This is a genomic window from uncultured Agrobacterium sp. (assembly GCA_913777615.1).
GTDB lineage: Bacteria > Pseudomonadota > Alphaproteobacteria > Rhizobiales > Rhizobiaceae > Agrobacterium.
Map to the genome: position 1 here is coordinate 218,302 of CAJYTK010000004.1, position 20,432 is coordinate 238,733.

Annotated in this window: 24 protein-coding genes; 14 read left to right on the forward strand and 10 right to left on the reverse strand. The window is 56.9% G+C overall.

Annotated elements, in window-relative coordinates; genetic code table 11:
- The first annotated feature begins 48 nt into the window (after positions 1-48).
- The 4 genes from trxB to QZ862_RS03050 all read left to right on the forward strand — a co-directional run bounded on the left by trxB (position 49) and on the right by QZ862_RS03050 (position 3,966).
- Positions 49-1,023 carry a thioredoxin-disulfide reductase gene (gene trxB / locus QZ862_RS03035; RefSeq protein WP_296097416.1) on the forward strand — a complete coding sequence of 325 codons (975 nt, stop codon included), beginning with the start codon at positions 49-51 and terminating at the stop codon, positions 1,021-1,023.
- A gap of 24 nt (positions 1,024-1,047) precedes the next feature.
- Complete coding sequence (locus tag QZ862_RS03040) at positions 1,048-1,944, forward strand: LysR family transcriptional regulator VtlR (protein ID WP_296014747.1); 897 nt, start codon at positions 1,048-1,050, stop codon at positions 1,942-1,944.
- A 569-nt stretch (positions 1,945-2,513) separates the two neighbouring features.
- Positions 2,514-2,804, forward strand: coding sequence for a metalloregulator ArsR/SmtB family transcription factor (locus tag QZ862_RS03045; RefSeq protein ID WP_296014659.1), 291 nt, complete (start codon positions 2,514-2,516; stop codon positions 2,802-2,804).
- Positions 2,805-2,853: 49 nt separating this feature from the next.
- Positions 2,854-3,966, forward strand: coding sequence for an alkene reductase (locus tag QZ862_RS03050; protein ID WP_296097418.1), 1,113 nt, complete (start codon positions 2,854-2,856; stop codon positions 3,964-3,966).
- Between the two features lie 23 nt (positions 3,967-3,989).
- Here the strand turns inward: QZ862_RS03050 and QZ862_RS03055 are convergent, their stop codons facing one another.
- Positions 3,990-5,015: an NAD-dependent epimerase/dehydratase family protein gene (locus QZ862_RS03055; protein ID WP_296097419.1), complete on the reverse strand. Its 1,026-nt coding sequence runs from the start codon at positions 5,013-5,015 to the stop codon at positions 3,990-3,992.
- Between the two features lie 104 nt (positions 5,016-5,119).
- Between QZ862_RS03055 and QZ862_RS03060 the strand changes: the two genes are divergently transcribed.
- Positions 5,120-6,064 carry a LysR family transcriptional regulator gene (locus QZ862_RS03060; protein WP_296097421.1) on the forward strand — a complete coding sequence of 315 codons (945 nt, stop codon included), beginning with the start codon at positions 5,120-5,122 and terminating at the stop codon, positions 6,062-6,064.
- Between the two features lie 15 nt (positions 6,065-6,079).
- Here QZ862_RS03060 and QZ862_RS03065 read toward each other — a convergent pair whose 3' ends face one another.
- Positions 6,080-6,352, reverse strand: a complete 273-nt coding sequence (locus QZ862_RS03065; RefSeq protein WP_296014643.1) for a DUF2188 domain-containing protein — start codon at positions 6,350-6,352, stop codon at positions 6,080-6,082.
- Positions 6,353-6,541: 189 nt separating this feature from the next.
- Between QZ862_RS03065 and QZ862_RS03070 the strand changes: the two genes are divergently transcribed.
- Together QZ862_RS03070 and QZ862_RS03075 are read left to right on the forward strand one after the other, a co-directional pair.
- Positions 6,542-7,654 carry a calcium:proton antiporter gene (locus QZ862_RS03070; RefSeq protein WP_296097423.1) on the forward strand — a complete coding sequence of 371 codons (1,113 nt, stop codon included), beginning with the start codon at positions 6,542-6,544 and terminating at the stop codon, positions 7,652-7,654.
- Positions 7,655-7,663: 9 nt separating this feature from the next.
- Positions 7,664-8,188, forward strand: a complete 525-nt coding sequence (locus tag QZ862_RS03075) for a GNAT family N-acetyltransferase (protein WP_363315895.1) — start codon at positions 7,664-7,666, stop codon at positions 8,186-8,188.
- Between the two features lie 80 nt (positions 8,189-8,268).
- Here QZ862_RS03075 and QZ862_RS03080 read toward each other — a convergent pair whose 3' ends face one another.
- From QZ862_RS03080 to QZ862_RS03090, 3 genes are all read right to left on the reverse strand, one after another.
- On the reverse strand, positions 8,269-8,850 hold the full coding sequence (locus QZ862_RS03080; RefSeq protein WP_296097426.1) for a TetR/AcrR family transcriptional regulator: 582 nt from the start codon (positions 8,848-8,850) through the stop codon (positions 8,269-8,271).
- Positions 8,851-8,852: 2 nt separating this feature from the next.
- Positions 8,853-9,317 (reverse strand): DUF1348 family protein, encoded by a 465-nt coding sequence (locus QZ862_RS03085; RefSeq protein WP_296078642.1) that lies wholly within the window; start codon positions 9,315-9,317, stop codon positions 8,853-8,855.
- Between the two features lie 327 nt (positions 9,318-9,644).
- Complete coding sequence (locus QZ862_RS03090) at positions 9,645-10,847, reverse strand: pyridoxal phosphate-dependent aminotransferase (RefSeq protein ID WP_296097429.1); 1,203 nt, start codon at positions 10,845-10,847, stop codon at positions 9,645-9,647.
- 398 nt (positions 10,848-11,245) lie between these two features.
- Between QZ862_RS03090 and QZ862_RS03095 the strand changes: the two genes are divergently transcribed.
- From QZ862_RS03095 to QZ862_RS03105, 3 genes are all read left to right on the forward strand, one after another.
- The gene (locus tag QZ862_RS03095) at positions 11,246-11,557 is read left to right on the forward strand and encodes a hypothetical protein (protein ID WP_296040356.1); all 312 of its coding nucleotides are present in this window, start codon (positions 11,246-11,248) and stop codon (positions 11,555-11,557) included.
- 242 nt (positions 11,558-11,799) lie between these two features.
- A complete protein-coding gene (locus QZ862_RS03100; RefSeq protein WP_296097430.1) occupies positions 11,800-12,702 on the forward strand; it encodes a DMT family transporter in 903 nt (300 codons plus the stop codon).
- A gap of 419 nt (positions 12,703-13,121) precedes the next feature.
- On the forward strand, positions 13,122-13,337 hold the full coding sequence (locus QZ862_RS03105; protein WP_003494703.1) for a cold-shock protein: 216 nt from the start codon (positions 13,122-13,124) through the stop codon (positions 13,335-13,337).
- A gap of 105 nt (positions 13,338-13,442) precedes the next feature.
- On the opposite strand, the gene QZ862_RS03110 is transcribed toward QZ862_RS03105, so the two are convergent.
- On the reverse strand, positions 13,443-14,141 hold the full coding sequence (locus QZ862_RS03110) for an MBL fold metallo-hydrolase (protein WP_296097432.1): 699 nt from the start codon (positions 14,139-14,141) through the stop codon (positions 13,443-13,445).
- Positions 14,142-14,375: 234 nt separating this feature from the next.
- Between QZ862_RS03110 and QZ862_RS03115 the strand changes: the two genes are divergently transcribed.
- The 4 genes from QZ862_RS03115 (at position 14,376) to QZ862_RS03130 (ending at position 17,837) form a co-directional block, all read left to right on the forward strand.
- On the forward strand, positions 14,376-14,978 hold the full coding sequence (locus QZ862_RS03115) for a DUF1236 domain-containing protein (protein WP_296014610.1): 603 nt from the start codon (positions 14,376-14,378) through the stop codon (positions 14,976-14,978).
- Between the two features lie 218 nt (positions 14,979-15,196).
- On the forward strand, positions 15,197-15,694 hold the full coding sequence (locus QZ862_RS03120) for a MarR family transcriptional regulator (RefSeq protein ID WP_296097434.1): 498 nt from the start codon (positions 15,197-15,199) through the stop codon (positions 15,692-15,694).
- Between the two features lie 2 nt (positions 15,695-15,696).
- Complete coding sequence (locus tag QZ862_RS03125) at positions 15,697-16,407, forward strand: response regulator (protein WP_296014745.1); 711 nt, start codon at positions 15,697-15,699, stop codon at positions 16,405-16,407.
- 50 nt (positions 16,408-16,457) lie between these two features.
- The gene (locus QZ862_RS03130) at positions 16,458-17,837 is read left to right on the forward strand and encodes an ATP-binding protein (protein ID WP_296097436.1); all 1,380 of its coding nucleotides are present in this window, start codon (positions 16,458-16,460) and stop codon (positions 17,835-17,837) included.
- A gap of 32 nt (positions 17,838-17,869) precedes the next feature.
- Here the strand turns inward: QZ862_RS03130 and QZ862_RS03135 are convergent, their stop codons facing one another.
- From QZ862_RS03135 to QZ862_RS03150, 4 genes are all read right to left on the reverse strand, one after another.
- Entirely contained in the window at positions 17,870-18,211 is a 342-nt protein-coding gene (locus tag QZ862_RS03135) for a tRNA-binding protein (RefSeq protein WP_296014606.1), read from the reverse strand.
- 12 nt (positions 18,212-18,223) lie between these two features.
- Positions 18,224-19,042, reverse strand: coding sequence for a pyrroline-5-carboxylate reductase (gene proC, locus QZ862_RS03140; protein WP_296014604.1), 819 nt, complete (start codon positions 19,040-19,042; stop codon positions 18,224-18,226).
- A gap of 5 nt (positions 19,043-19,047) precedes the next feature.
- Entirely contained in the window at positions 19,048-19,548 is a 501-nt protein-coding gene (locus QZ862_RS03145; RefSeq protein WP_296014603.1) for a YbjN domain-containing protein, read from the reverse strand.
- A 462-nt stretch (positions 19,549-20,010) separates the two neighbouring features.
- Positions 20,011-20,274, reverse strand: coding sequence for an accessory factor UbiK family protein (locus QZ862_RS03150; protein WP_296097438.1), 264 nt, complete (start codon positions 20,272-20,274; stop codon positions 20,011-20,013).
- Between the last annotated feature and the right edge of the window lie 158 nt (positions 20,275-20,432).

The window sequence follows — 20,432 nt, forward strand, 5'->3', positions numbered from 1 at the left end:
GCGCCATGATGAGTCCGGCTGCCTGCACCCTGTTGAAAGGAACGTCTCATGTCCGCCCGCCATACAAAGGTTTTGATCATCGGCTCTGGCCCCGCCGGTTACACGGCGGCCATTTATGCCGCTCGCGCTATGCTTGAGCCGGTGTTGATTGCCGGCATGGAACAGGGCGGGCAGTTGATGATCACCACGGATGTGGAAAACTATCCAGGTTACGCCGATCCCATCCAGGGGCCTTTCCTTATGGATCAGATGCTGAAGCAGGCGCAGCATGTCGGTGCGGAGATCGTCAACGATCTGGTGACCGAGGTTGAGACGACCAGCCGCCCGTTCACAGTGAAGACCGACTCCGGCGCGGTCTGGACCGCCGATACGCTCATCATCGCCACCGGCGCCAAGGCAAAGTGGCTTGGGATTGAGAGCGAACAGCATTTTCAGGGCTTCGGCGTTTCTGCTTGCGCCACCTGCGATGGCTTCTTCTATCGCAACAGGGACGTCATCGTGGTCGGCGGCGGCAACTCCGCCGTCGAGGAAGCGCTTTATCTCGCCAACATTGCGAAGTCGGTTACCGTCGTGCATCGCCGTGACAGCTTCCGTTCGGAAAAAATTCTGCAGGAACGTCTCTTTGCAAAGGAGAACGTGAACATCCTGTGGAACACCGAGGTCGCCGAAATCACGGGCACGCCAGCCAAGCCGCCGATGCCACCTTCGGTTACCGGCGCGCGCCTGCGCAACACCAAAACCGGCGAGATTACCGAAATGCCGATCCACGGCGTCTTCGTCGCAATCGGTCACGCACCTGCGGTGGAACTCTTCAAGCACAAGCTGAAGCTAAAGCCGAATGGCTACATGTGGACGGCACCGGATTCGACCGCTACCGACGTCGAAGGTATTTTCGCCGCAGGCGACGTGACCGACGATACCTATCGCCAGGCCATCACTGCGGCCGGCATGGGCTGCATGGCGGCTCTTGAAGCCGAACGTTATCTCGCGGCGCAAACACCGCTGGCTGTTGCAGCCGAATAAAGAAGGGCACCAAACCGCATGCCTATGCCATTGGACTGGGACAAACTGCGCATATTTCATGCGGCTGCCGAAGCTGGATCCTTCACCCATGCGGCGGATAAGCTGCATCTGTCCCAGTCTGCCATCAGCCGGCAGGTCAGCGCGCTGGAGCAGGACGTCGGCGTCAAGCTTTTCCACCGTCATGCGCGCGGCCTGATCCTCACCGAGCAGGGCGAGTTGCTTTATCGAACCGCGCATGACGTGCTGCTGAAGCTCGAAACCGTCAAGATGCAACTGACGGAAACGACGGAGAAGCCGAGCGGCAAACTGCGTGTCACCACGACTGTCGGTCTCGGCCAAGGCTGGCTGACGGACAAGGTGCAGGAATTCCTCCAGCTCTATCCGGAAATGTCGATCCAGCTCATCCTCGACAACGAGGAACTGGACGTCAACATGCGCCATGCGGACTGCGCCATTCGTCTGCGCCAGCCGCAACAGTCCGATCTGATCCAGCGCAAGCTCTTCACCGTGCATATGCACGTCTATGCAGCGCCCTCGTACATCAACCGCTATGGAGAGCCGCAGTCGATCGAAGATCTGGACAATCACAAGATCATCTCCTTCGGTGAACCTGCGCCCAATTATTTGCTGGATGTTAACTGGCTGGAAAATGCCGGGCGCTCGTCCGACAACACGCGACTTGCCCACCTGCAGATCAACAGCCAGACATCGATCAAGCGCGCATGCCTGCTTGGCATCGGTATTGCCTGCCTTCCCGACTACATAGTGGGACGCGATCCAGGCCTCATCCAGCTGTCGCTTCCGGCCGATATTCCATCCTTCGATACCTATTTCTGCTATCCGGATGAGATGAAAAACGCTGCAAAACTTAAGGCCTTCCGCGATTTTATCGTGGCAAAGGCCCGAAACTGGAATTTCTGACGCTCCGCTGCGGTCTTAAAAGATCAACCAATACAAGGTTATGAGCGACCTTGTCATACCTGCGTGTGACTTGCGTCCGAAGACAGTCTTGCGCCAGAAATATGACCGCGCGTCCGAGTGATGCACAAAACGCATGCCTGTCCTGCACAAAAAAGAGTTGAAGCCTGCCCATAAAAGCATCATATCGCACACAGCTGATGCACACGGCGGCTTTTCCTCCCAGTTCCGCCGCATCAGCTGTTCCCCTCTGGAGGTTTTTGACCTTCACAATTACAAGGGCCCTGGAGCAATCCGGCGGCCCTCTTTTTTTACCCGCAACATTTTTCCTCGATGGCCTGCGAAATTGGGCAAAATCGCCCTTGTTTCGCCGACCTTCCAGCGCCATATCTAAGTCTGCAACAGACATCTTAGGGTTGTCCGTTGCAGTTCCCCTCTGGAGGTTTTGACCTTCAAAACTGTCAGGCCGCGGAGAAATCCGGCGGCCTTTTTTTTGAGAAAATTTCCCTCACATCCTTGATATCGAGAAAGGTCGATTTAAATATCGCCTTAGACAGATATGCAGGAATGAGATGATCCCCGAAGACGCGCTCAAAGCGATAGCTCACCCGGTGAGGCTGAAGTTTCTTAAATGGTTGCAAGAGCCTGAGAAACATTTCAGTCAGGCACATCCGTTCAGCATGGGCGTATGCGCTCATCAGTTTGAAATCAGCGGTCTGTCGCAGTCTACGGTTTCATCACATCTTTCCGCCTTGCAAGCCGCTGGCCTCATCCGCTCGCGCAAAGTCGGTCAGTGGAATTTTTATGAACGCGACGAGGAAAACATCGCGAAGTTCCTGCGTTATCTGAACGAAAATCTTTAAACCAAGGCGCAGACGCTGCGCGTCTAACAACAGGAAGAGAAAGCACACCATGACCAAACTGTTCGAACCCGCCCAGGCAGGTGACATCGCATTGGCAAACCGCGTCGTGATGGCACCGCTCACACGCAATCGTTCGCCTGGCGCTATTCCGAACAATCTCAACGCCACTTATTACGAGCAGCGGGCGACCGCAGGCCTGATCGTTACGGAAGGCACGCCGGTCTCGCAGCAAGGTCAGGGCTACGCGGATGTCCCCGGTCTCTATAAGCAGGAGGCCATTGAAGGCTGGCAGAAGGTAACGGACGGCGTTCACAAGGCAGGCGGTAAGATCGTCGCACAGATTTGGCATGTCGGCCGCGTGTCGCACACATCGCTTCAGCCGCATGGTGGTCAACCTGTCGCCCCCTCCGCCATCCGCGCAAAATCCAAGACCTACATCATCAATGATGACGGTACAGGCGGCTTTGCCGAAACATCCGAACCGAGAGAGCTGGGAACGGCTGAAATTCCGGTCATTCTCGAGGATTTTCGCAAAGGTGCGCGTGCTGCAATCGAGGCAGGTTTTGACGGCGTCGAAATTCATGCGGCCAATGGCTATCTGATCGATCAGTTCCTGAAGTCTGGCAGCAACCACCGCACCGATAATTACGGTGGATCGGTCGAGAACCGCGCACGCTTCCTCCTTGAAGTAGTTGATGTTGTCTCAAAGGAAATCGGCGCGGGCCGTACTGGCATTCGCCTATCGCCGGTCACGCCCGCAAACGATATTTCCGAGGCAGATCCGCAGCCCCTCTTCAACTACGTGGCAAAAGAACTCGGCAGCCGCGGCCTCGCCTTCATTCACGTCATCGAGGGTGCAACCGGTGGCCCGCGTGATTTCAAGCAGGGCGACAAGCCTTTCGATTACGCTGCGCTCAAGGCTTCCTATACCGAAGCCGGCGGCAAGGGTCTCTGGATCGCCAATAACGGTTACGATCGTGCGTCTGCCATTGAAGCAGTCGAGAGCGGCAAGGCAGACGCTATTGCATTCGGCAAAGCCTTCATTGCCAATCCGGATCTGGTTCAGCGCTTGAAGGACGATGCGCCTCTGAACGAACCGAACCAGCAGACCTTCTATGGCGGCGGCGCTGAAGGTTACACCGACTATCCGGCCCTGGCCTGATCAAGAATTGGACGCCGCGCATCTTAGACGGCTGCGCGGCGTTCGTTGACCGAGACGATCTCCCCATGCGGGTTGTGTGGCAAGCCAAGGCAGCCCAGGTCCATAAGCGTGGCAAAGACCGCTTCGTCGAGTGGCGTGCGAGGCTCCTCTCCTAGAAAATCCGCCAGCGTCTCGTTGCCCATTCTGACCTCCCGTTGCCAGAGATAACGCATCTCCAAGAGTTCTTTAAACAGCGGGACGAATGGTGAGCATAGCCGGAACAACCACCATGGAACGCGCGTCGTTTTAACGTCGCGTCCAACCACCCGTTCGATTGCCGCGGGCAAGTGGCGCCCATCCGGATCCCAGAAGCCCTCCTTGTGAAAGGCGGCAAAGGTCGGCAAAGCATTGGTACGCTCAAGCAGGCGCATCATGGTTTCCGCCACATCTGGAAGATACGCCCATTGGTGGCCGGCGCCGGGACTTCCAGGATTGGAAATGCTGCGCACAGGCTTTCCAGGCTGAACAAGCCCTTGGCCAAACCAGTTGTTGCGCGCCCGCGGCCCAAAGAAATCTCCTGCGCGGACAATCAAGACCGGCACGCCCCTTGTTGAAGCGGCGCGCAACCGATTTTCCATCTCCACACGGATCTTCCCCTTGCGCGTCATCGGCCGTTGCGGGCTTTTCTCCGTCAGCAAGGGGAAGGCATCAGGGCCGAAATTATAAACGGTGCCCGGCAGCAATATGCGCGCACCGACACTTACCGCTGCGTTGATGCTATTGTCGAGCATGGGCAGAACGAGCGTCTCCCAGTTTCGATAGCCGGGCGGGTTGACCGCGTGAACGATCAGCGAAACGCCTTGCGCAGCCTGCAACACGTCCTGAGCCACCATCGCGTCACCGACACGCCACTCCATTAAAGGGTGCTGAGACGTTGACGTTCGGTCCCTGACGAGCCCGCGTACGTTCCACCCGCGTCCGAGCAACGCCTCAGTGACATGCCCTCCTATGCCGCCACGGGCACCCAGAACCAATGCTGTTCGCTGCGCAGTTTCTTTGACATCGATCATAATAAACTCCAGTTCGCTTCAAGCAATCGTGCTTGAACTGGAGCATTGAGCAAAAACTCGCTATACAGAATTCGCTAAACACGTTTATCGGCCATACAGAAATTATGATCATTGATCGCGAAATCAGTTGGGACTACTACCGCACATTTTTAAGCGTGTTGCGAGACGGGTCTCTGTCTGCGGCGGCGAGAGAGCTCGGCATCACGCAGCCAACTGTCGGTCGCCATATCGGTGCTCTTGAAGAAGCCATCGGCTACCAGCTTTTCATTCGCTCGCCGCACGGCCTCGTTCCGACCGATGCGGCGATGGCCTTGAAGCCGTATGCGGAAAATCTGTCGGCCACTGCCGCGGCACTGGTGCGCGCCGCCTCAGGGGAAGTCGGAAAGATCGAAGGTGCCGTGCGCATCAGCGCCTCGGATGTGATCGGGGTCGAGGTGCTGCCGCCCATCATCGCCGCGCTGCAAGATACATATCCGAAACTCGAAATCGAGCTTTCGCTATCCGACACGATCGAAGATTTGCTGCGGCGCGAGGCGGATATCGCTATTCGCATGACGGAGCCGGTGCAAGACGCTATCGTGATGCGCTATGTCGGAAATTTTCGGATCGGCTTTCACGCAACGAACGGCTACCTGCAGACGATGGGAACGCCGACAAAGAAAGAAGATCTGGATGCGCACCGGCTGATCGGGTTTGATCGCAAGACGCCCTTCATCAGGGCGATCCTCCAAAACATGAAGAAGGAAAATCCGGCAATCCCCGATGCCGATCAAATTCCTTTCGCCATTCGCGCCGATAGCAATCTTGCGCAGCTCGCCCTGGTTCGCGCTGGCGCCGGTATCGGCATGTGCCAGATTGGGTTGGCCAAACGCGATCAAACGCTCAAACACGTCCTGCCGGAACTCGAAGTCGCACTCCACGCCTGGGTCGCCATGCACGAAAATCTTAGGACCTCACCACGCTGCCGAGCGGTATTCAGCGCTCTGGTGGAGGGCCTGAAAGCGCACCTGAGAACGACCGACCCCGAAGCGCCATCATCCAAGCGCTAACGCCTGCGACAAAAATCAGCTTGGATTGCGGGCCTGTCGCTCAACATAGGTGTCGACAACCTCCGCTTCCGGCCTGTCACCGCCCTGGCTGAATTCTTCATGCCATCGACCGCGCTCATCCTGATAGCTGATTTCCTCATCTTCGCCCCCGACCTGCTGTTCGGCGGCAGCGATCTTGGCGGCTTGCACCGCATCTGAATGGGTGGGGAAGGCTTCGGAATAGGCACCATTCATTCGATACGCCCAACCGCCATCATGCTCCACGATTTCATAACACACCTTGGTCACGCTGATATCCTCCTGTTATTCTTTAGGGAAGATTGACAACCAACACCGCAAGTGGGCATTTCTGGGCCGAGATCGCGGTTTCGGTACCATGTCCTCGCGATCCACTATCCTACCAAACGGCCAAGAGTGCAAATCGCGTTTCTTGACCTCTCAAATGCATATCGCTCGGTCCAGGATCTGGAGGGGAACATGTCCATCGCCACCGCTGTCAAGCAGGAGCGCATGCTGCTTCTTGCAGTTCCAGTAGCCATTATCGCTTATCTCGCAGAGCACAGCGTGCTTGAGGGAGGCAAGGTGATGTCCTTCGTCGTGGCTGCAGCGCTGATTGCCGTCATCGTCGGGGTTTCCATGCGCGTTGCCCACCACGCCGAAATCCTTGCTGCCAAGGTCGGGGACCCTTACGGAACGATGATCCTGACCCTGTCTGCGGTCGCGGTCGAGGTGCTGATCCTCGCCATCATCATGAGCGAGTCAAGTTCCCCTACCCTGGTGCGCGACACGATCTATTCCGCCGTGATGATCGATATCAACGGCATCCTCGGGCTTGCTGCATTGCTGGGCGGTCTGCGCCATGGAGAGCAGCCCTATAACGACGATTCCGGGCGCACCTACGGGGTGATGATCCTGACGGCGATGGGCATCTCGATGATCGTCCCGGAATTCGTACCGGAAGCGAAGTGGCACCTCTACTCCGCCTTCACCATCTGCGCGATGATTGCGCTCTACGGTCTCTTCCTGAAAATGCAGGTTGGCCCGCACAGCTACTTCTTCAGCTACAGCTATCCGCGTGCAGACCGCAAGAAGGCGGCCCCGGAAGGCGAAGCGCACGGGCATGAGGAAGAGGACGGCTCGGCAGGCTATTCGATCGGTGCCATTCTCGTCGGCGTCGTGCTGATCGGTCTATTGGCGGAATTCATGGCCGCATTCCTCACGCACGGGCTGGAAGGAAGCGGCGCTCCAGAAGGCCTGATGGCCGTCGTCGTCGCAACCATTTCAGCGGCACCGGAAATCCTCACCGCCATGCGCGCTGCCTTGCGCAACCGCATGCAACCCGTCGTCAACATCGCCATGGGCGCGTCACTCTCGACGGTCATTCTGACCGTTCCGGTCATGGAGGCGATTGCGCTCTATTCCGGTCAACCCTTCATCATGGCGATGACGCCGGTGCAGACGGTGATGGTCTTCATCACACTCATCGTTGCCGCCATCAATCTCAACGATGGGGAGACCAATGCCATCGAGGGTATGACGCACCTCATCCTCTTCGCTACCTTCATCATGCTGCTGTTTCTCGGTTTGTGAGGGCGTGGGTTGCTTCAGATCAGGCCTGCGCAATCAAGTGACGTAGCGCAAATCGCCCGCGTTCATACCCACGTATGGAGAGAAACCATGCGGGCTCTTGCCCCTCCTTCAGCGTTTGAGGCTCTCGATGCGAACCACCGGCTGCGTTACTGGACGGCTAAACTCGCCGATGATGATCCGCACCAGCATGTAGCGATCGCTGAGATCGGCAGCCAAGTCGTTGGCATCGGCGCGGTAGGCCGACCGTCCGATCCAATCTTCGGATCACGGGCGGAGATTAAGAACCTCTACGTCATGCCGGACGACCAGGGGCAAGGTATTGGCACGCGCATTCTGAAAGACCTGGCCGCACATGCGGAAGCGGCCGGATATCGATCGGTCGCACTCAGCGTCGTCAAAGGCAATGAGCGGGCGGCGGGCTTCTATGAGGCGCTTCGCGCCAAAAAGATTGGAGAGTTCCGCGATCCCGGACCGATATGGCGCTCTGACAATGTCGCTTATGGTTGGGACGAGATCGACCAGTTGCTGTCCTGAAGTCCCGAGTAGCGTTGTATGTCAGCGCCACTGAAGACTACCGCATTGCCGTATTGGTCGAAATCCTTTCGGCCCAACCTTCATTCTGGGGCAGAGGCAGAGCTGTCCATCGCCAGCCGGTCGTGAAGTTGGTCGATCGCCCGTTGGAAAACAGCCGGATCGTCCAGTCCACGAGAAAGAACGATCGCGCCTTGAATGGCAAGGACGGTCTCCTCCGCGAGCATGCGCGACTGATCGCGGTCACGGCCCTGCCGGATAAGCGCCGACTGCAACGCGTCCACCCAGCCCGTAAAGTAACCTCGGATGGCTTGTGCAAAACGGTCTCTCGTATTGCCCACCGCCAAGGCACCGACGAGGCAAACGCGCCTGCCGGTCCTGAAATATTGGTCCGTCGAGGCAAGCATGGCACGGATGGCGCCATTGGCGTCGGGTTCGTTACGTAGTGGCGCATAAATGGCATTCTCGAACCATTGGCTGATGTCGTCGAGCACAGCCCCCACCATCTCCTCCTTCCCGTTTGGAAAGAAGTGGTAAAGGCTGCCCTTGCCGAGACCGGTCGCCTTGCCGATGAGGGCAAGGCTTGCGCCTTCATAACCATACTCGCGAAACACCTCGGCCAAGGGACCTATGGCATCGGCTCTTTCGCTGACCATACGGGCCATGATCAGAGGCCCAGATCGCTAAGGCTGGCATGATCATCCGGCCGACGGCCAAGCGGCCAATGGAACAGGCGATCGCTTTCAGCAATCGGCATCTCATTGATGCTCGCGTGTCTGTGCGCCATCAGGCCGTCCTCTGCGAATTCCCAGTTCTCGTTGCCATAGGCGCGGTACCAGTGACCAGCATCGTCGCGGTATTCATACGCATACCGTACCGCGATGCGGTTTTCGGTGAAAGCCCATAGCTCCTTTATGAGGCGGTACTCGTGCTCCTTGTTCCACTTGCGCGTCAGAAATGCCTGAGCTTCATCGCGATTGCGTGCAAATTCGACGCGGTTGCGCCAGCGGGTGTCGAGCGTATAGGCAAGAGCGACTTTCGCCGCATCTCTGGTGTTCCAGCCGTCTTCGGCCAGGCGAACTTTTTCAATAGCGGTCTCGCGGGTGAATGGGGGAAGTGGAGGACGTGACATGGTGATCTCCTCGATCAACTGGGTCTATTGTACCGATCAGTAATTACTTTACCGATCGGTACATTCATTGAAGATCGTGGCGTTGTCAAGCGGCGTATGTGCTTCAATGCTGAGATCGATACCGGCGAGCATCGCGGGATTGACTAGGAGAACCACGGTTTACCATCGCTGGTAACTGTCGTCGCTGAGACAGCGCAGATGATCCCGCCGTATGTTTCAAACAGGCATCAGAACTCCTCCTGATAAGGGGCATAGCTCTGCTGGAACAACAGGCATAAAAAAACCCGGCATCGCTGCCGGGTCCATTTCATTCGATTGTATCAAGCATTAGCGGCAATTGGCGCAAAAACGCTGGATGCGGTTGCAGGCCTCTTCCAGAAGCTTTTCCGACGTGGCGTAGGAAATGCGGAAGTTCGGGCCGAGGCCGAAGGCGGAGCCGTGAACGACGGCCACACCTTCCGTTTCCAGAAGCTCGGTGACGAAATCCTCATCCGTTTCGATGACCTTGCCCGAAGGCGCCGTCTTGCCGATCAGACCGGCGCAAGAAGGATAGACGTAGAACGCGCCTTCCGGAACCGGGCAAGTGATGCCCTTGGCCTGGTTCAGCATGGAGACAACGAGGTCACGGCGGCCTTCGAAGATCTTCTTGTTTGCTGGAATGAAGTCCTGGCTACCGTTCAGCGCTTCGACAGCCGCCCATTGCGCAATCGAGGTCGCGCCAGATGTCTGCTGACCCTGGATCATGTCCATCGCCTTGATCAGTTGTAGCGGACCTGCCGCATAACCGATACGCCAGCCGGTCATCGCATAGGCCTTGGAAACGCCGTTCATGGTCAGCGTGCGGTCGTAGAGCGAGGGCTCAACTTCCACAGGCGTCACGAACTTGAAGTCGCCATAGGTCAGGTGCTCATACATGTCGTCGGTCAAAACCCAGACATGCGGGTGCTTGACCAGCACATCAGTCAGCGCCTTCAGCTCGTCGTGGCTGTAAGCGGCGCCCGATGGGTTGGACGGCGAATTGAAGATGAACCACTTGGTCTTCGGCGTGATCGCCTTTTCAAGTGCTTCCGGCTTGAGCTTGAAGTTGTCTTCCAGCGTGGTGTTGACGAAAACAGGCGTACCGCCGCAGATCGCCACCATCTCCGGATAGCTTACCCAGTAAGGTGCCGGAATAACGACTTCGTCGCCAGGGTTAAGGGTTGCCATGAATGCGTTGAAAAGAATCTGCTTTCCACCCGTGCCGACAATTGTCTGCTCGGGCTTGTAGTCCAGACCGTTTTCGCGCTTGAACTTCTCGGCAATCGCCTTTCGCAGTTCAGGAATACCGGAAACGGGCGTGTATTTCGTCTTGCCTGCTTTAATAGCGGCAATGGCTGCTTCCTTGATATTGTCGGGCGTATCGAAATCCGGCTCGCCGGCGCCAAGGCCAATCACATCGCGACCCTGTGCCTGCAATTCGCGAGCTTTCTGCGAAACGGCGATGGTGGCGGATGGCTTTACGCGGGAGAGAATGTCGGCAAGGAAGGCCATTTTTATCGGTCCTATTGAAGTTGACATCGACAGAAGTTGCGGCGGAATGTCGCTATCTGCGGCAAGTGGTATGTCGAAAGACACACAGTCTTTCAAGGTCAAAACCCATCAAAAGATGCGATGGATCGCATTTACTTTAGTGCAGAATGACCGATTGTCCCGATTAAGATGAAGCCGCCTTCGTCCTCGAACGGCCTCTCTCGGCAAAGCGCCCATCATCTATCTCAAAACGAGGCAATCGCCGAAAAAATCGGCAATTATAGCGGCCTTAACTTCTCGTTAATTCGCGCCTTTTTATCGCCACAATAAATACGCCGGACTGACGAAATTCTGTCTCCAAGCAGTCCACTTCCAAGCCTCTTTTCGGCATGCGGGCAAACGAGACAAGGACGACGATGATGCTTATGAATGACCGGAATTCGGCAGATCGGCTGAAGGTGCAGAGGATGCTTTTCTCTCTGTGGATGGCGCTTGCCGCCATCATGGTCATCCTCACCATGGCAGCCGGCCTTGCAACGTCCTCCCACGCTTCGCAAGCGGTCGACCCCATGACGACATCTGCCATCGCCAGCGCACCGATTTCCAAAGCATCGGATCGCATCTTCGTTACCGGCCTTGTGGTGCTCGGCTTCGGCACAATGGCGGTTGGCGGTGTGCTCTTGACGCTCAGCAGTATTCGCGAAGGCCGCCTGCGCCGAAACCGTGACTGACTTCCCCTGACCGTCCCTTGCCGAACCATGCCCTTGCTGATAGAGCACCGATGAAATGGCGGCCCGAGGCACCTTTTGCGACACACAGGGATGTCTTCGCCATCTTCAGGGTCAAGATCTGCTGCTTCATGCAACACCGCCGGACGTTCCGATAGCCTCTGGCAGTCGATCACCAAGCGGACCGGATCGCCTTTTGAAAAGACGATGAAGCAGCCGCTGCGCTGCTTCCTTGATGGTGAAGAATGACGCGTATTCAGGCAAACCTCGTATTGCTTCTCGCTGCCGCAATCTGGGGCGGTGGTTTTGTTGCGCAGTCCACGGCCATGGCATCCATCGGCCCCTTCTGGTTCGTGGGCTTGCGCTTTGCCATTGCAGCGCTTGCGGTCCTGCCCTTCGCACTCATGGAAACGCGCCGCATGGGAGCAAGGCCTAGCAAGGCGGAATACCGCGCCTTCGGCCTTGTCGGGCTCGCCCTCTTCATGGGTGCCACAACCCAGCAGGTGGGACTGCTTACCACCTCCGTCACCAATTCCAGTTTTCTGACGGCCCTCTATGTCATCTTCGTCCCGGCCATCGCCGTTCTGATCTATCGGCGTTATCCGCACTGGGTGGTCTGGCCGGGTGCCACGATGATGCTGGTCGGCATCTTTCTGCTCTCCGGCGGCGCCTTCAGCAGCCTGACGACAGGCGATTTTCTCAGCATTACCTGCGCGTTCTTCTGGGCTGTGCAGATCACGCTTGCGGGCCGTGCCGTCATGGCCAGCAACCGGCCGCTTGCCCTTTCCTGTGTCCAGTTTTCCGTCTGCGCCATTCTGAGCATGGTGATCGGCGCGGCCTACGAGCCGATTAACGCTCAGGCAGTTGCTGCGTCGCTCCGTGAGATCCTTTATGTTGGCCTTGTCTCGTCGGGCCTTGCATTCGTTCTCCAGGTCATCGGCCAGCGTTACACGACAGCACCACAGGCGGCGATCTTTCTTTCCTCCGAAGCCCTGTTCGGCGCGCTCTTCGCGTCGCTCTTTCTTGGAGAGATCATACCGGCTGCCGGTTATATCGGCTGCGCCATCATTTTTGCCGCGATTTTGCTGGTAGAGTTGGTGCCGGAGCTTACGAAAAGACGCCACCAAAAACTTGGTAAAGCAGGCTAAAGGCCGCTTTCCACTCATGCCCTATGCGCGAAAATTGCCGAAAATTCCCATCGCTAACGATGGTTTTGTTTTCCCAACAGCGCCGCTGCGAGAAAAATTTCCGCGACACGCGTAATACGCGTCAAACGCCCATGATTAATCGTGGTTGCCGCTTAAAAACTTTTGCTTGCCAATTTTAAATAAACACATCACTCTATCGCGGTTCAGGCAATTTGCGAGCATGGGACGACCTATAAACAGATGCATCGGAGACAATACTTCGAGCGGTGGGAACAACAAAACGTTGATCAGAACGTCAAGACTTCCACAGCGAAGGTCCAATCTCTCAATCATCAAGAGCTGCCTGCCGTACGCCCTGACGGGCAAAACTGTAATGCTGCCTGGAGCTGAACACGGGCAGAGCGAAAAGGACCTGATGCATGGCCGAGACTGGCACCGTTAAATTCTTCAATACCGACAAAGGCTTCGGCTTCATCAAGCCAGACAATGGTGGCGCTGATATCTTTGTTCATATCTCCGCTGTACAGGCTTCCGGCCTGTCCGGTCTTTCAGAAAATCAGAAAGTGAGCTTCGACACGGAACCGGATCGTCGCGGCAAGGGGCCAAAGGCAGTCAATCTTCAGATTGCTGGTTGAGCCATACGACTTTCTCTTCTAGTTGAAGCCCGGCAGGAATGCCGGGTTTTTTCATGGCTGCTCTTAAGAGGGCTGTCTATGAACGGGACGCCCTCGCCCACTTTCTCAATCTGTTTTCTGATCAATCCCAACTGGAGCTTGAGGCGCAGCACCAATGGGTCCGAGGCCCTGGAGATACGGGTTCGTGCGACGCTCCTCGCCAAATCGTCCACCGGGGCCATGGCCGCAAATGAACCCTACCTCGTCGCCGAGCGGAAGCACCTTGTCACGAATAGATGCCAGTAACTGCTCGTGATTGCCTCCGGGAAGATCCGTTCTTCCGACGGAGCCATTGAAGAGCACGTCGCCCACATGGGCAAAGCCTTGGGCACGATTGTAATAGATGACGTGGCCGGGGGCATGGCCCGGGCAATGATAGACTTCGAAGCGGTGATCGCCAAAGGAAACAACATCACCATCCTTCAGCCAACGGTCCGGAAGCACGTTCTGTAATCCCGCAATACCATATTTCTGCGCTTGGGTCTCGATCCGCTCCAGAAGCGGAAGGTCGTCCTCATGCGGGCCGATAATGGAGAGCGAAAGACACTCCTTCAATTCTTTGGCACCACCGGCATGATCAAGATGACCGTGGGTCAGCCATATCTCCTTTAACGTGATGCCGTTTTCGGCAACAGTCTGAACGATGACGTCGACATCCCCGCCTGGATCGACGACAACACCTTCCCTTGTGTCCTCATCGAAGAGAATGGTGCAGTTCTGCTGAAACGCCGTCACCGGAATGACCCCTGCCTGCAACTTACCCATGATGACCTTCCTTCACTTCAAAAAACTGGCCCACCTATAAAGAGCCCGACGCGACTGCACAATCGATCGTCAGGAAACATCATCTGCGAAGAATTGTCGACAATGTAGTAAATTATTTAATTTCAATAACTTATCTAGTACGCAGTAGTGTTTCCTCAAACAAACTGTTCACAAATTCGGGAACGGAAAACAGAAAGCTGCGTTCTTGCCCCAGTCTTCAAAGGAGAGAGACATATGGACAAGAAGCTGAAACTGATGATTGCTGGCGGCGCTTTCGCTTTGATCGCCGGCTATGCCAATGCGGCCATGGTTGCGACCACGGCATCTGATATTTCGGTGCGATCCGGCCCTGGTGAAGATTACCCGGAAGTCGGACTTGCCACACGCGGCAGCAATGCGGTTCTTGACGGATGCATGGAAGGCAGCGCCTGGTGCCGTATCGAAGTAAACGGCGTGCGCGGTTGGGCAAATGCCGATTACCTGAACGTCATGTACGAAGGTGCCCCCGTGATCCTGCGCGAACGCCGCGCCGATATCGAAGTGCCGGTGGTTACCTATGAAAAGACAGCAAGCGTTCAGCAGGAAGAGCCGAACCCTGGCGACCCCAACCTCGGACGCGTCGGTGAAGTCAATCCGCCGGAGCAGGTGATCACTTATATCGATCAGCACCCGGCACAGGTCGTTCGCATCGATGGCGACGTCGCGATTGGCGCCACCATTCCAGCCAGCGCTGAATTGGTGTCGATCCCGGACTATGAATACAGCTACGTGCGTGTGAACGATCGCCGCGTTCTGGTGGAGCCGAGCACGCGCCGCGTTGTGTATGTGTACGAGTAAGTTTGCGTAGAGTATCTGCGTAACCGAGTACCTGAGAGCGCGGCTTAGTCCGCGCTCTTTTGCTGCGTTGAGGACCGGCGCAGATATTGGCGTTGATGTTCAGCCTGCGGCATATTATCGAACGCAACAGAAAATGATCGGGAGATTGCCCGGCGGCACACTATTTGGGCAGATCTCGTGCTAATGGTGGCCAAGCGCGATACTATGAAGGAAGACCAGTGCCTGCCCAATCGCTGAAAAAGGCTGCCGCCAAACCGAGCCCGGCCCTGCCCCATGTCGATGACGCCAAGATCGACTTTGACACGATTGAGGCCTTCTTCTTCGCCTATCGAGACTTCGTTTCAGACCCTGACGCAATTCTTGAAAAGCTGGGTTATGGTCGAGCTCACCATCGCGTCGTCTATTTTGTTTGCCGAAATCCCGGCATGACAGTCGCCGATCTTCTCGATACGTTGCAGATCACGAAGCAGAGCCTGGCACGAGTGCTCAAGCAGCTGATCGATGATGGCTACATCCGCCAGATGGCGGGACCTGAAGACCGGCGTCAGCGCAGACTTTATCCAACGCTCACCGGTCGTGAACTGGCGCTCGCCTTGAGCGATCCTCAATCGCGCCGTATCGCTCGCGCCCTCGAAGGCATGCCCTCCGAAGCCAGGGCATGCGTTCTGCAGTTTCTCGCCAGAATGCGCGACGTCGAAACAATGGGAGCCGAATGAAAATGGCCACAGCCGCCACCAGAACGCCAGCGGATGACGACGCTTCTCATATCCTCATCGTGGATGACGACGCGCGTATCCGCGATCTTCTCCAGCGCTTCCTCAGCGACAAGGGTTACCGTATCACCGCCGCTGCAGACGCGGCGGAAGCGCGGCGCAAGATGCAGGGCATCCAGTTCGATCTCCTGATCCTCGACGTGATGATGCCCGGAGAAAACGGCTTGTCGCTGACAAAGTCTCTCAATGAAAACAAGACCGTGCCGGTCATTCTTCTCACGGCACGCTCCGAGGCGGATTCGAGAATCGCTGGCCTGGAAGCCGGTGCTGACGACTACCTTGCCAAACCCTTCGATCCACGCGAACTCGTGCTGCGCATCAACAATATCCTGCGCCGCAATACCTCGCCGGATACGCCAAAAATCGACCAGATCATTTTCGGGCCCTTCAATTTCTCGCTCCACAAGAAGGAACTTCGGCGCGGCGCAGAGATCATCCGCCTGACGGATCGCGAAATGGATATCATGATGCTGTTCGCGCTGCGCGCCGGTGACACCATCCCACGGCACGAGCTCGTGGATGCCGATGCCGATGTCGGCGAGCGCACCATCGACGTTCAGATCAACCGTCTGCGGCGCAAGATCGAAGACGATCCCGCCAATCCCGTCTATTTGCAGACGGTACGCGGCATCGGCTACCGTCTGAGCGTGGATTGAAGCACGCTTTTCTGGCGTGCCCGGATCAGAGCCGGATGGACAGGTAATCTATGGCAAGCCTCGATTTCATGAGTTTGGCCCGCAACAGCGCCCCTGCCCGAGGGTGGCGCTTCTTCGTGCGATGGCTGCGGCACTGGCTTCCCACCGGGCTTTACACCCGCTCGCTGCTGATCATCATTTTGCCGATGGTCCTATTGCAGGCCGTGGTTGCCGCGGTCTTCATGGAGCGACACTGGCAGCTGGTGACAGAGCGCCTGTCCGCCGCCGTCACGCGCGATATCGCCGCAATCATCGAACTGATCGAGACAGATCCTGAGCAGGACGATTATCAGCGCGTCATCAACATCGCACGCGAGAAGCTCGATCTCAGCGTCTATATCGAACAGAAAACAGAACTGCCGCCCGCGCGCCCGCAACCCTTCTTCTCTATTCTCGATTCCATTCTGGCAGACCAGATCACCGCACAGATCGGCAGGCCCTTCTGGATCGACACTTATGGCAACGGATCGCTGGTCGAAATCCGGATTCAATTGAACGACAAGACGCTGCGCATCTTCACACGGCGAAATCAGACCTACGCGTCCAACACGCATATCTTCCTCGTCTGGATGGTCGGCGCGTCTCTCGTTCTGCTCGGCATCTCGATCCTTTTCCTGCGCGGCCAGATCAGGCCGATCCTGGCGCTTGCCAAAGCCGCCGAAAGTTTCGGCCGCGGACAGAAGATCACGGCATATTCGCCCAAAGGCGCCGATGAAGTAAGACGCGCCGGTCTTGCCTTCATCCTCATGCGCGAGCGGATCGAACGACAAATGGAACAACGTACGGCCATGCTGAATGGCGTGAGCCACGACCTGCGCACTATCCTTACCCGCTTCAAGCTTCAACTGGCGCTCGCTGGAGACAATCCCGATCTTGAAGGGCTGGATAAGGACGTCGACGACATGCAGTCGATGCTGGAAGCCTATCTCGCCTTTGCTCGTGACGACGCGGAGGAAGACGTTGGAGCGCTGGAACTCGAACCGCTTCTGAGAAAATTGCAAAGCGATTTCGAGATGGTCGGCAAGACGATGCGGTTTGAGCTCAATGGGGTTTCGCAGATTACCGTCCGCCCTACGGCCTTCTCCCGCGTGGTCGGCAATCTTGCCGCCAATGCGCAACGCTATGCCTCGACACTCTCCATCGAGCTGCGACGCGCACCGCGCTCCATCAGCCTCTTCTTTGATGACGATGGACCGGGCGTTCCGCTGGAATCACGCGAGGATGTCTTCAAGCCCTTCTTCCGCCTGGACGAGGCGCGTAACCTGAACGCCTCCGGCACCGGTCTCGGCCTATCGATTGTCCGAGACATTGTCAGAAGCCATGGTGGCGATGTGATGCTGGACGACAGCCCCCTCGGGGGCTTGCGGGTGATTGTGAAAATCCCGGCCTGAGTTGTAAATGCTGTACTAAAGGCTGAAATCGGTCAGCACATCTTCTCGCCGTTGGGGACGCCCTGCTCCACAGCCGCCAGAACGATATCGCCATTGCCATCGGCAAAACCGAGCGTCAGGACTTCGGAGCGGAAAGGCCCGATCTGGCGCGGCGGAAAGTTGACGACGGCAAGCACCTGTCTGCCGATCAGGCTCTCCAGCGTATAATGGACGGTGATCTGCGCCGATGATTTCTTGATGCCGATTTCCGGACCAAAATCGATCTTCAGTTTAAAAGCAGGCTTGCGCGCTTCGGGAAAGGCTTCCGTCTCGATGATGGTACCGACGCGAATGTCGACCTTTTCAAAATCCGCATAGCTGATTTCAGCGCTCATTCTCGTGCGTCCTCAGTTTGCCAGTTCCTGCGCGCGCGTCTTCGCCGCCGCGATCGCCTTGTCGAACAAGGGCTGCATACCATCCTGCGCCATCAATACGGAGAGTGCAGCCGCCGTCGTACCACCCGGAGACGTCACATTCTGGCGCAGTTTGGACGCATCGTCGGGGGACTGGTAGAGAAGTTCACCAGCCCCCGCGACGGTTTCTCGCGCGAGACGCATGGCGAGGTCCGCCTGCAGACCGGCTTTGCGACCTGCCTCCGCCATGCATTCCACGAGATAGAAAACATAAGCGGGTCCGCTGCCGGATACGGCAGTGACGGCATCGATATCGCCCTCGGTCGGAACCCATTCCACCGGACCGCTGACCTTGAGAAGCTCTTCCACGGCCTGACGCTGGTCGGCGGAAACGCGTTCATTGGCGTAGGCGCCGGTAACCCCACGTCCCACCATGGCGGGTGTGTTGGGCATGGCGCGAACGCAAGCAGCCTGACCCAGATGGCTTTGGATATAGGATAACGTCTTGCCGGCAGCGACGGAAACGACAATCGTCTCTTGGCCGACAAGCGGTTTCAACGAAGGCAGCACCGTATCCATCAACTGCGGTTTGACCGCCAGAAACAGGATGCCGGCAGTCACGCCTTCGGGAGCGCTTTCACAATGGCGCGCGCCAGCCTCCGCGAGCTTTGAGGACATGGCATCCGAAGGGCGCGGATCGACGACGATGATCGATGAACCGGATACACCTTTCTTCAACCAGCCGGAAAGCATGGCGCCGCCCATATTGCCGGCGCCAACGAGAACGAGCGGACCAGAACCGAATGACAGCATGTGTATCAGGCCTCGCCTACCGTCTCGAAGAGGGCCGCATCCATGGCGGCCTTGGCTTCCATGCCGGACCAGACGACGAATTGGAACGCCTGATAATACTGTTCGCAGGCTTCGAGCGCGCTCGACAGCAGAACTTCGACCTGCTGATTGGTTGGCTCGGCGCCGCCCGCCAGAAGCAGCGACTGGCGGAAGATGATCACGTCTTCCTGACGCCATAGATCGAAATGGCCCATCAGCGTCTGACCGTTGACATGCGACAGCAGCCGGATCACTTCGTTGACGCGATGATCGGGGACCCTGATGTCGAAAGCGCAGGCCAGATGCAGCGCCTCGAACTGCTCCATCCAGGAAAACGAAACGTGATAGTCGGCCCAACGGCCTTCCACCGTCATCGCAATTTCGTCCTCGCCCGAGCGCTCGAAAGACCAATCGTTGGCGGCCGCCACAAACTCGATCATATCGACCGGATTGGAGAAACGTTCAACTTCGAATTCTATTAGGCTCATACGGCACCTTTTCAGCCGGAAATGAATGTTTTGTTTCGCACGCGAAAGCACAAAAACGCACATACAAATGCCGGTACATCAGTTTAGGACGATTGCCCGACGCCGCCAGATTAACGCAGTGAACCTGTCTGGAGCTTACCGAGTTCGTTTCGAATCATCATTTAAAATCAGTCTATAACGAGCGAGTCCCGTCGCCACCCCCCGCCAGTCCATTTTCCGGGGACAACCGTGGATATCTCTTGTGGCGGAATGTCAGGCGGGAGTCATAACCGACTCTGCCAATTGCGTTTTTTGCAAGTGTCCACAGAGGGCAAAAAAATGCTGATGAAAATGCTTGCTCTTTGGGTACGAATCCGCACTCGCGAGGGTGCCTGCTTCGAAGCGGACAAAATGAAAGGCCGCGCTCCTTTTGAGAGCGCGGCCTTGAACAAAATCGACCAATTTAAAACGGCTGCATCACTATTAGGAGGCATTCCCCGAGAGCTTGGCTTCCAGAGCCTCTATCCTGGCGCGCAACGCGTCGTTCTCATCAAGCGCCTTGATGGCCATCTCGCGAACGGCATCGAACTCTTCGCGCTTGACGACATCGAGGCTGTTCAGCCAGCGATCCGCCTGCGCGTGGAAGGCCTGCTCCACTTCCTTTCGGACGCCCTGAGCCGCACCTGCGGCATCGGTCATCAGCTTCGCGAATTCATCGAAAATGCGGTTGGTTCCGGTTGTGCTCATGGCGCGGTGTCCTCGTCTTCATCCGGAGAGACTTGATGCTCGATCCGGTTCTGACATTTCAGGTAGGCACTCACTCGGTCCGTTGCAAGCAAAAACGGGATCGTCAGGCGCGGTAACCTTACTTTTGACAGTCATAAAAGCGTCAAAGAATCGCCTTG

What these genes read in the sequence shown, in the direction of transcription:
- QZ862_RS03150 (WP_296097438.1), bottom strand. Translation starts at nt 20,274, where the DNA reads ATGAGCACAACCGGAACCAACCGCATTTTCGATGAATTCGCGAAGCTG.
- QZ862_RS03145 (WP_296014603.1), bottom strand. Translation starts at nt 19,548, where the DNA reads ATGAGCCTAATAGAATTCGAAGTTGAACGTTTCTCCAATCCGGTCGAT.
- QZ862_RS03055 (WP_296097419.1), bottom strand. Translation starts at nt 5,015, where the DNA reads ATGATCGATGTCAAAGAAACTGCGCAGCGAACAGCATTGGTTCTGGGT.
- QZ862_RS03095 (WP_296040356.1), top strand. Translation starts at nt 11,246, where the DNA reads ATGCTTATGAATGACCGGAATTCGGCAGATCGGCTGAAGGTGCAGAGG.
- QZ862_RS03040 (WP_296014747.1), top strand. Translation starts at nt 1,048, where the DNA reads ATGCCATTGGACTGGGACAAACTGCGCATATTTCATGCGGCTGCCGAA.
- trxB (WP_296097416.1), top strand. Translation starts at nt 49, where the DNA reads ATGTCCGCCCGCCATACAAAGGTTTTGATCATCGGCTCTGGCCCCGCC.
- QZ862_RS03080 (WP_296097426.1), bottom strand. Translation starts at nt 8,850, where the DNA reads ATGGCCCGTATGGTCAGCGAAAGAGCCGATGCCATAGGTCCCTTGGCC.
- QZ862_RS03130 (WP_296097436.1), top strand. Translation starts at nt 16,458, where the DNA reads ATGGCAAGCCTCGATTTCATGAGTTTGGCCCGCAACAGCGCCCCTGCC.
- QZ862_RS03135 (WP_296014606.1), bottom strand. Translation starts at nt 18,211, where the DNA reads ATGAGCGCTGAAATCAGCTATGCGGATTTTGAAAAGGTCGACATTCGC.
- QZ862_RS03115 (WP_296014610.1), top strand. Translation starts at nt 14,376, where the DNA reads ATGGACAAGAAGCTGAAACTGATGATTGCTGGCGGCGCTTTCGCTTTG.
- proC (WP_296014604.1), bottom strand. Translation starts at nt 19,042, where the DNA reads ATGCTGTCATTCGGTTCTGGTCCGCTCGTTCTCGTTGGCGCCGGCAAT.
- QZ862_RS03045 (WP_296014659.1), top strand. Translation starts at nt 2,514, where the DNA reads ATGATCCCCGAAGACGCGCTCAAAGCGATAGCTCACCCGGTGAGGCTG.
- QZ862_RS03105 (WP_003494703.1), top strand. Translation starts at nt 13,122, where the DNA reads ATGGCCGAGACTGGCACCGTTAAATTCTTCAATACCGACAAAGGCTTC.
- QZ862_RS03090 (WP_296097429.1), bottom strand. Translation starts at nt 10,847, where the DNA reads ATGGCCTTCCTTGCCGACATTCTCTCCCGCGTAAAGCCATCCGCCACC.
- QZ862_RS03125 (WP_296014745.1), top strand. Translation starts at nt 15,697, where the DNA reads ATGGCCACAGCCGCCACCAGAACGCCAGCGGATGACGACGCTTCTCAT.
- QZ862_RS03100 (WP_296097430.1), top strand. Translation starts at nt 11,800, where the DNA reads ATGACGCGTATTCAGGCAAACCTCGTATTGCTTCTCGCTGCCGCAATC.
- QZ862_RS03085 (WP_296078642.1), bottom strand. Translation starts at nt 9,317, where the DNA reads ATGTCACGTCCTCCACTTCCCCCATTCACCCGCGAGACCGCTATTGAA.
- QZ862_RS03060 (WP_296097421.1), top strand. Translation starts at nt 5,120, where the DNA reads ATGATCATTGATCGCGAAATCAGTTGGGACTACTACCGCACATTTTTA.
- QZ862_RS03070 (WP_296097423.1), top strand. Translation starts at nt 6,542, where the DNA reads ATGTCCATCGCCACCGCTGTCAAGCAGGAGCGCATGCTGCTTCTTGCA.
- QZ862_RS03050 (WP_296097418.1), top strand. Translation starts at nt 2,854, where the DNA reads ATGACCAAACTGTTCGAACCCGCCCAGGCAGGTGACATCGCATTGGCA.
- QZ862_RS03110 (WP_296097432.1), bottom strand. Translation starts at nt 14,141, where the DNA reads ATGGGTAAGTTGCAGGCAGGGGTCATTCCGGTGACGGCGTTTCAGCAG.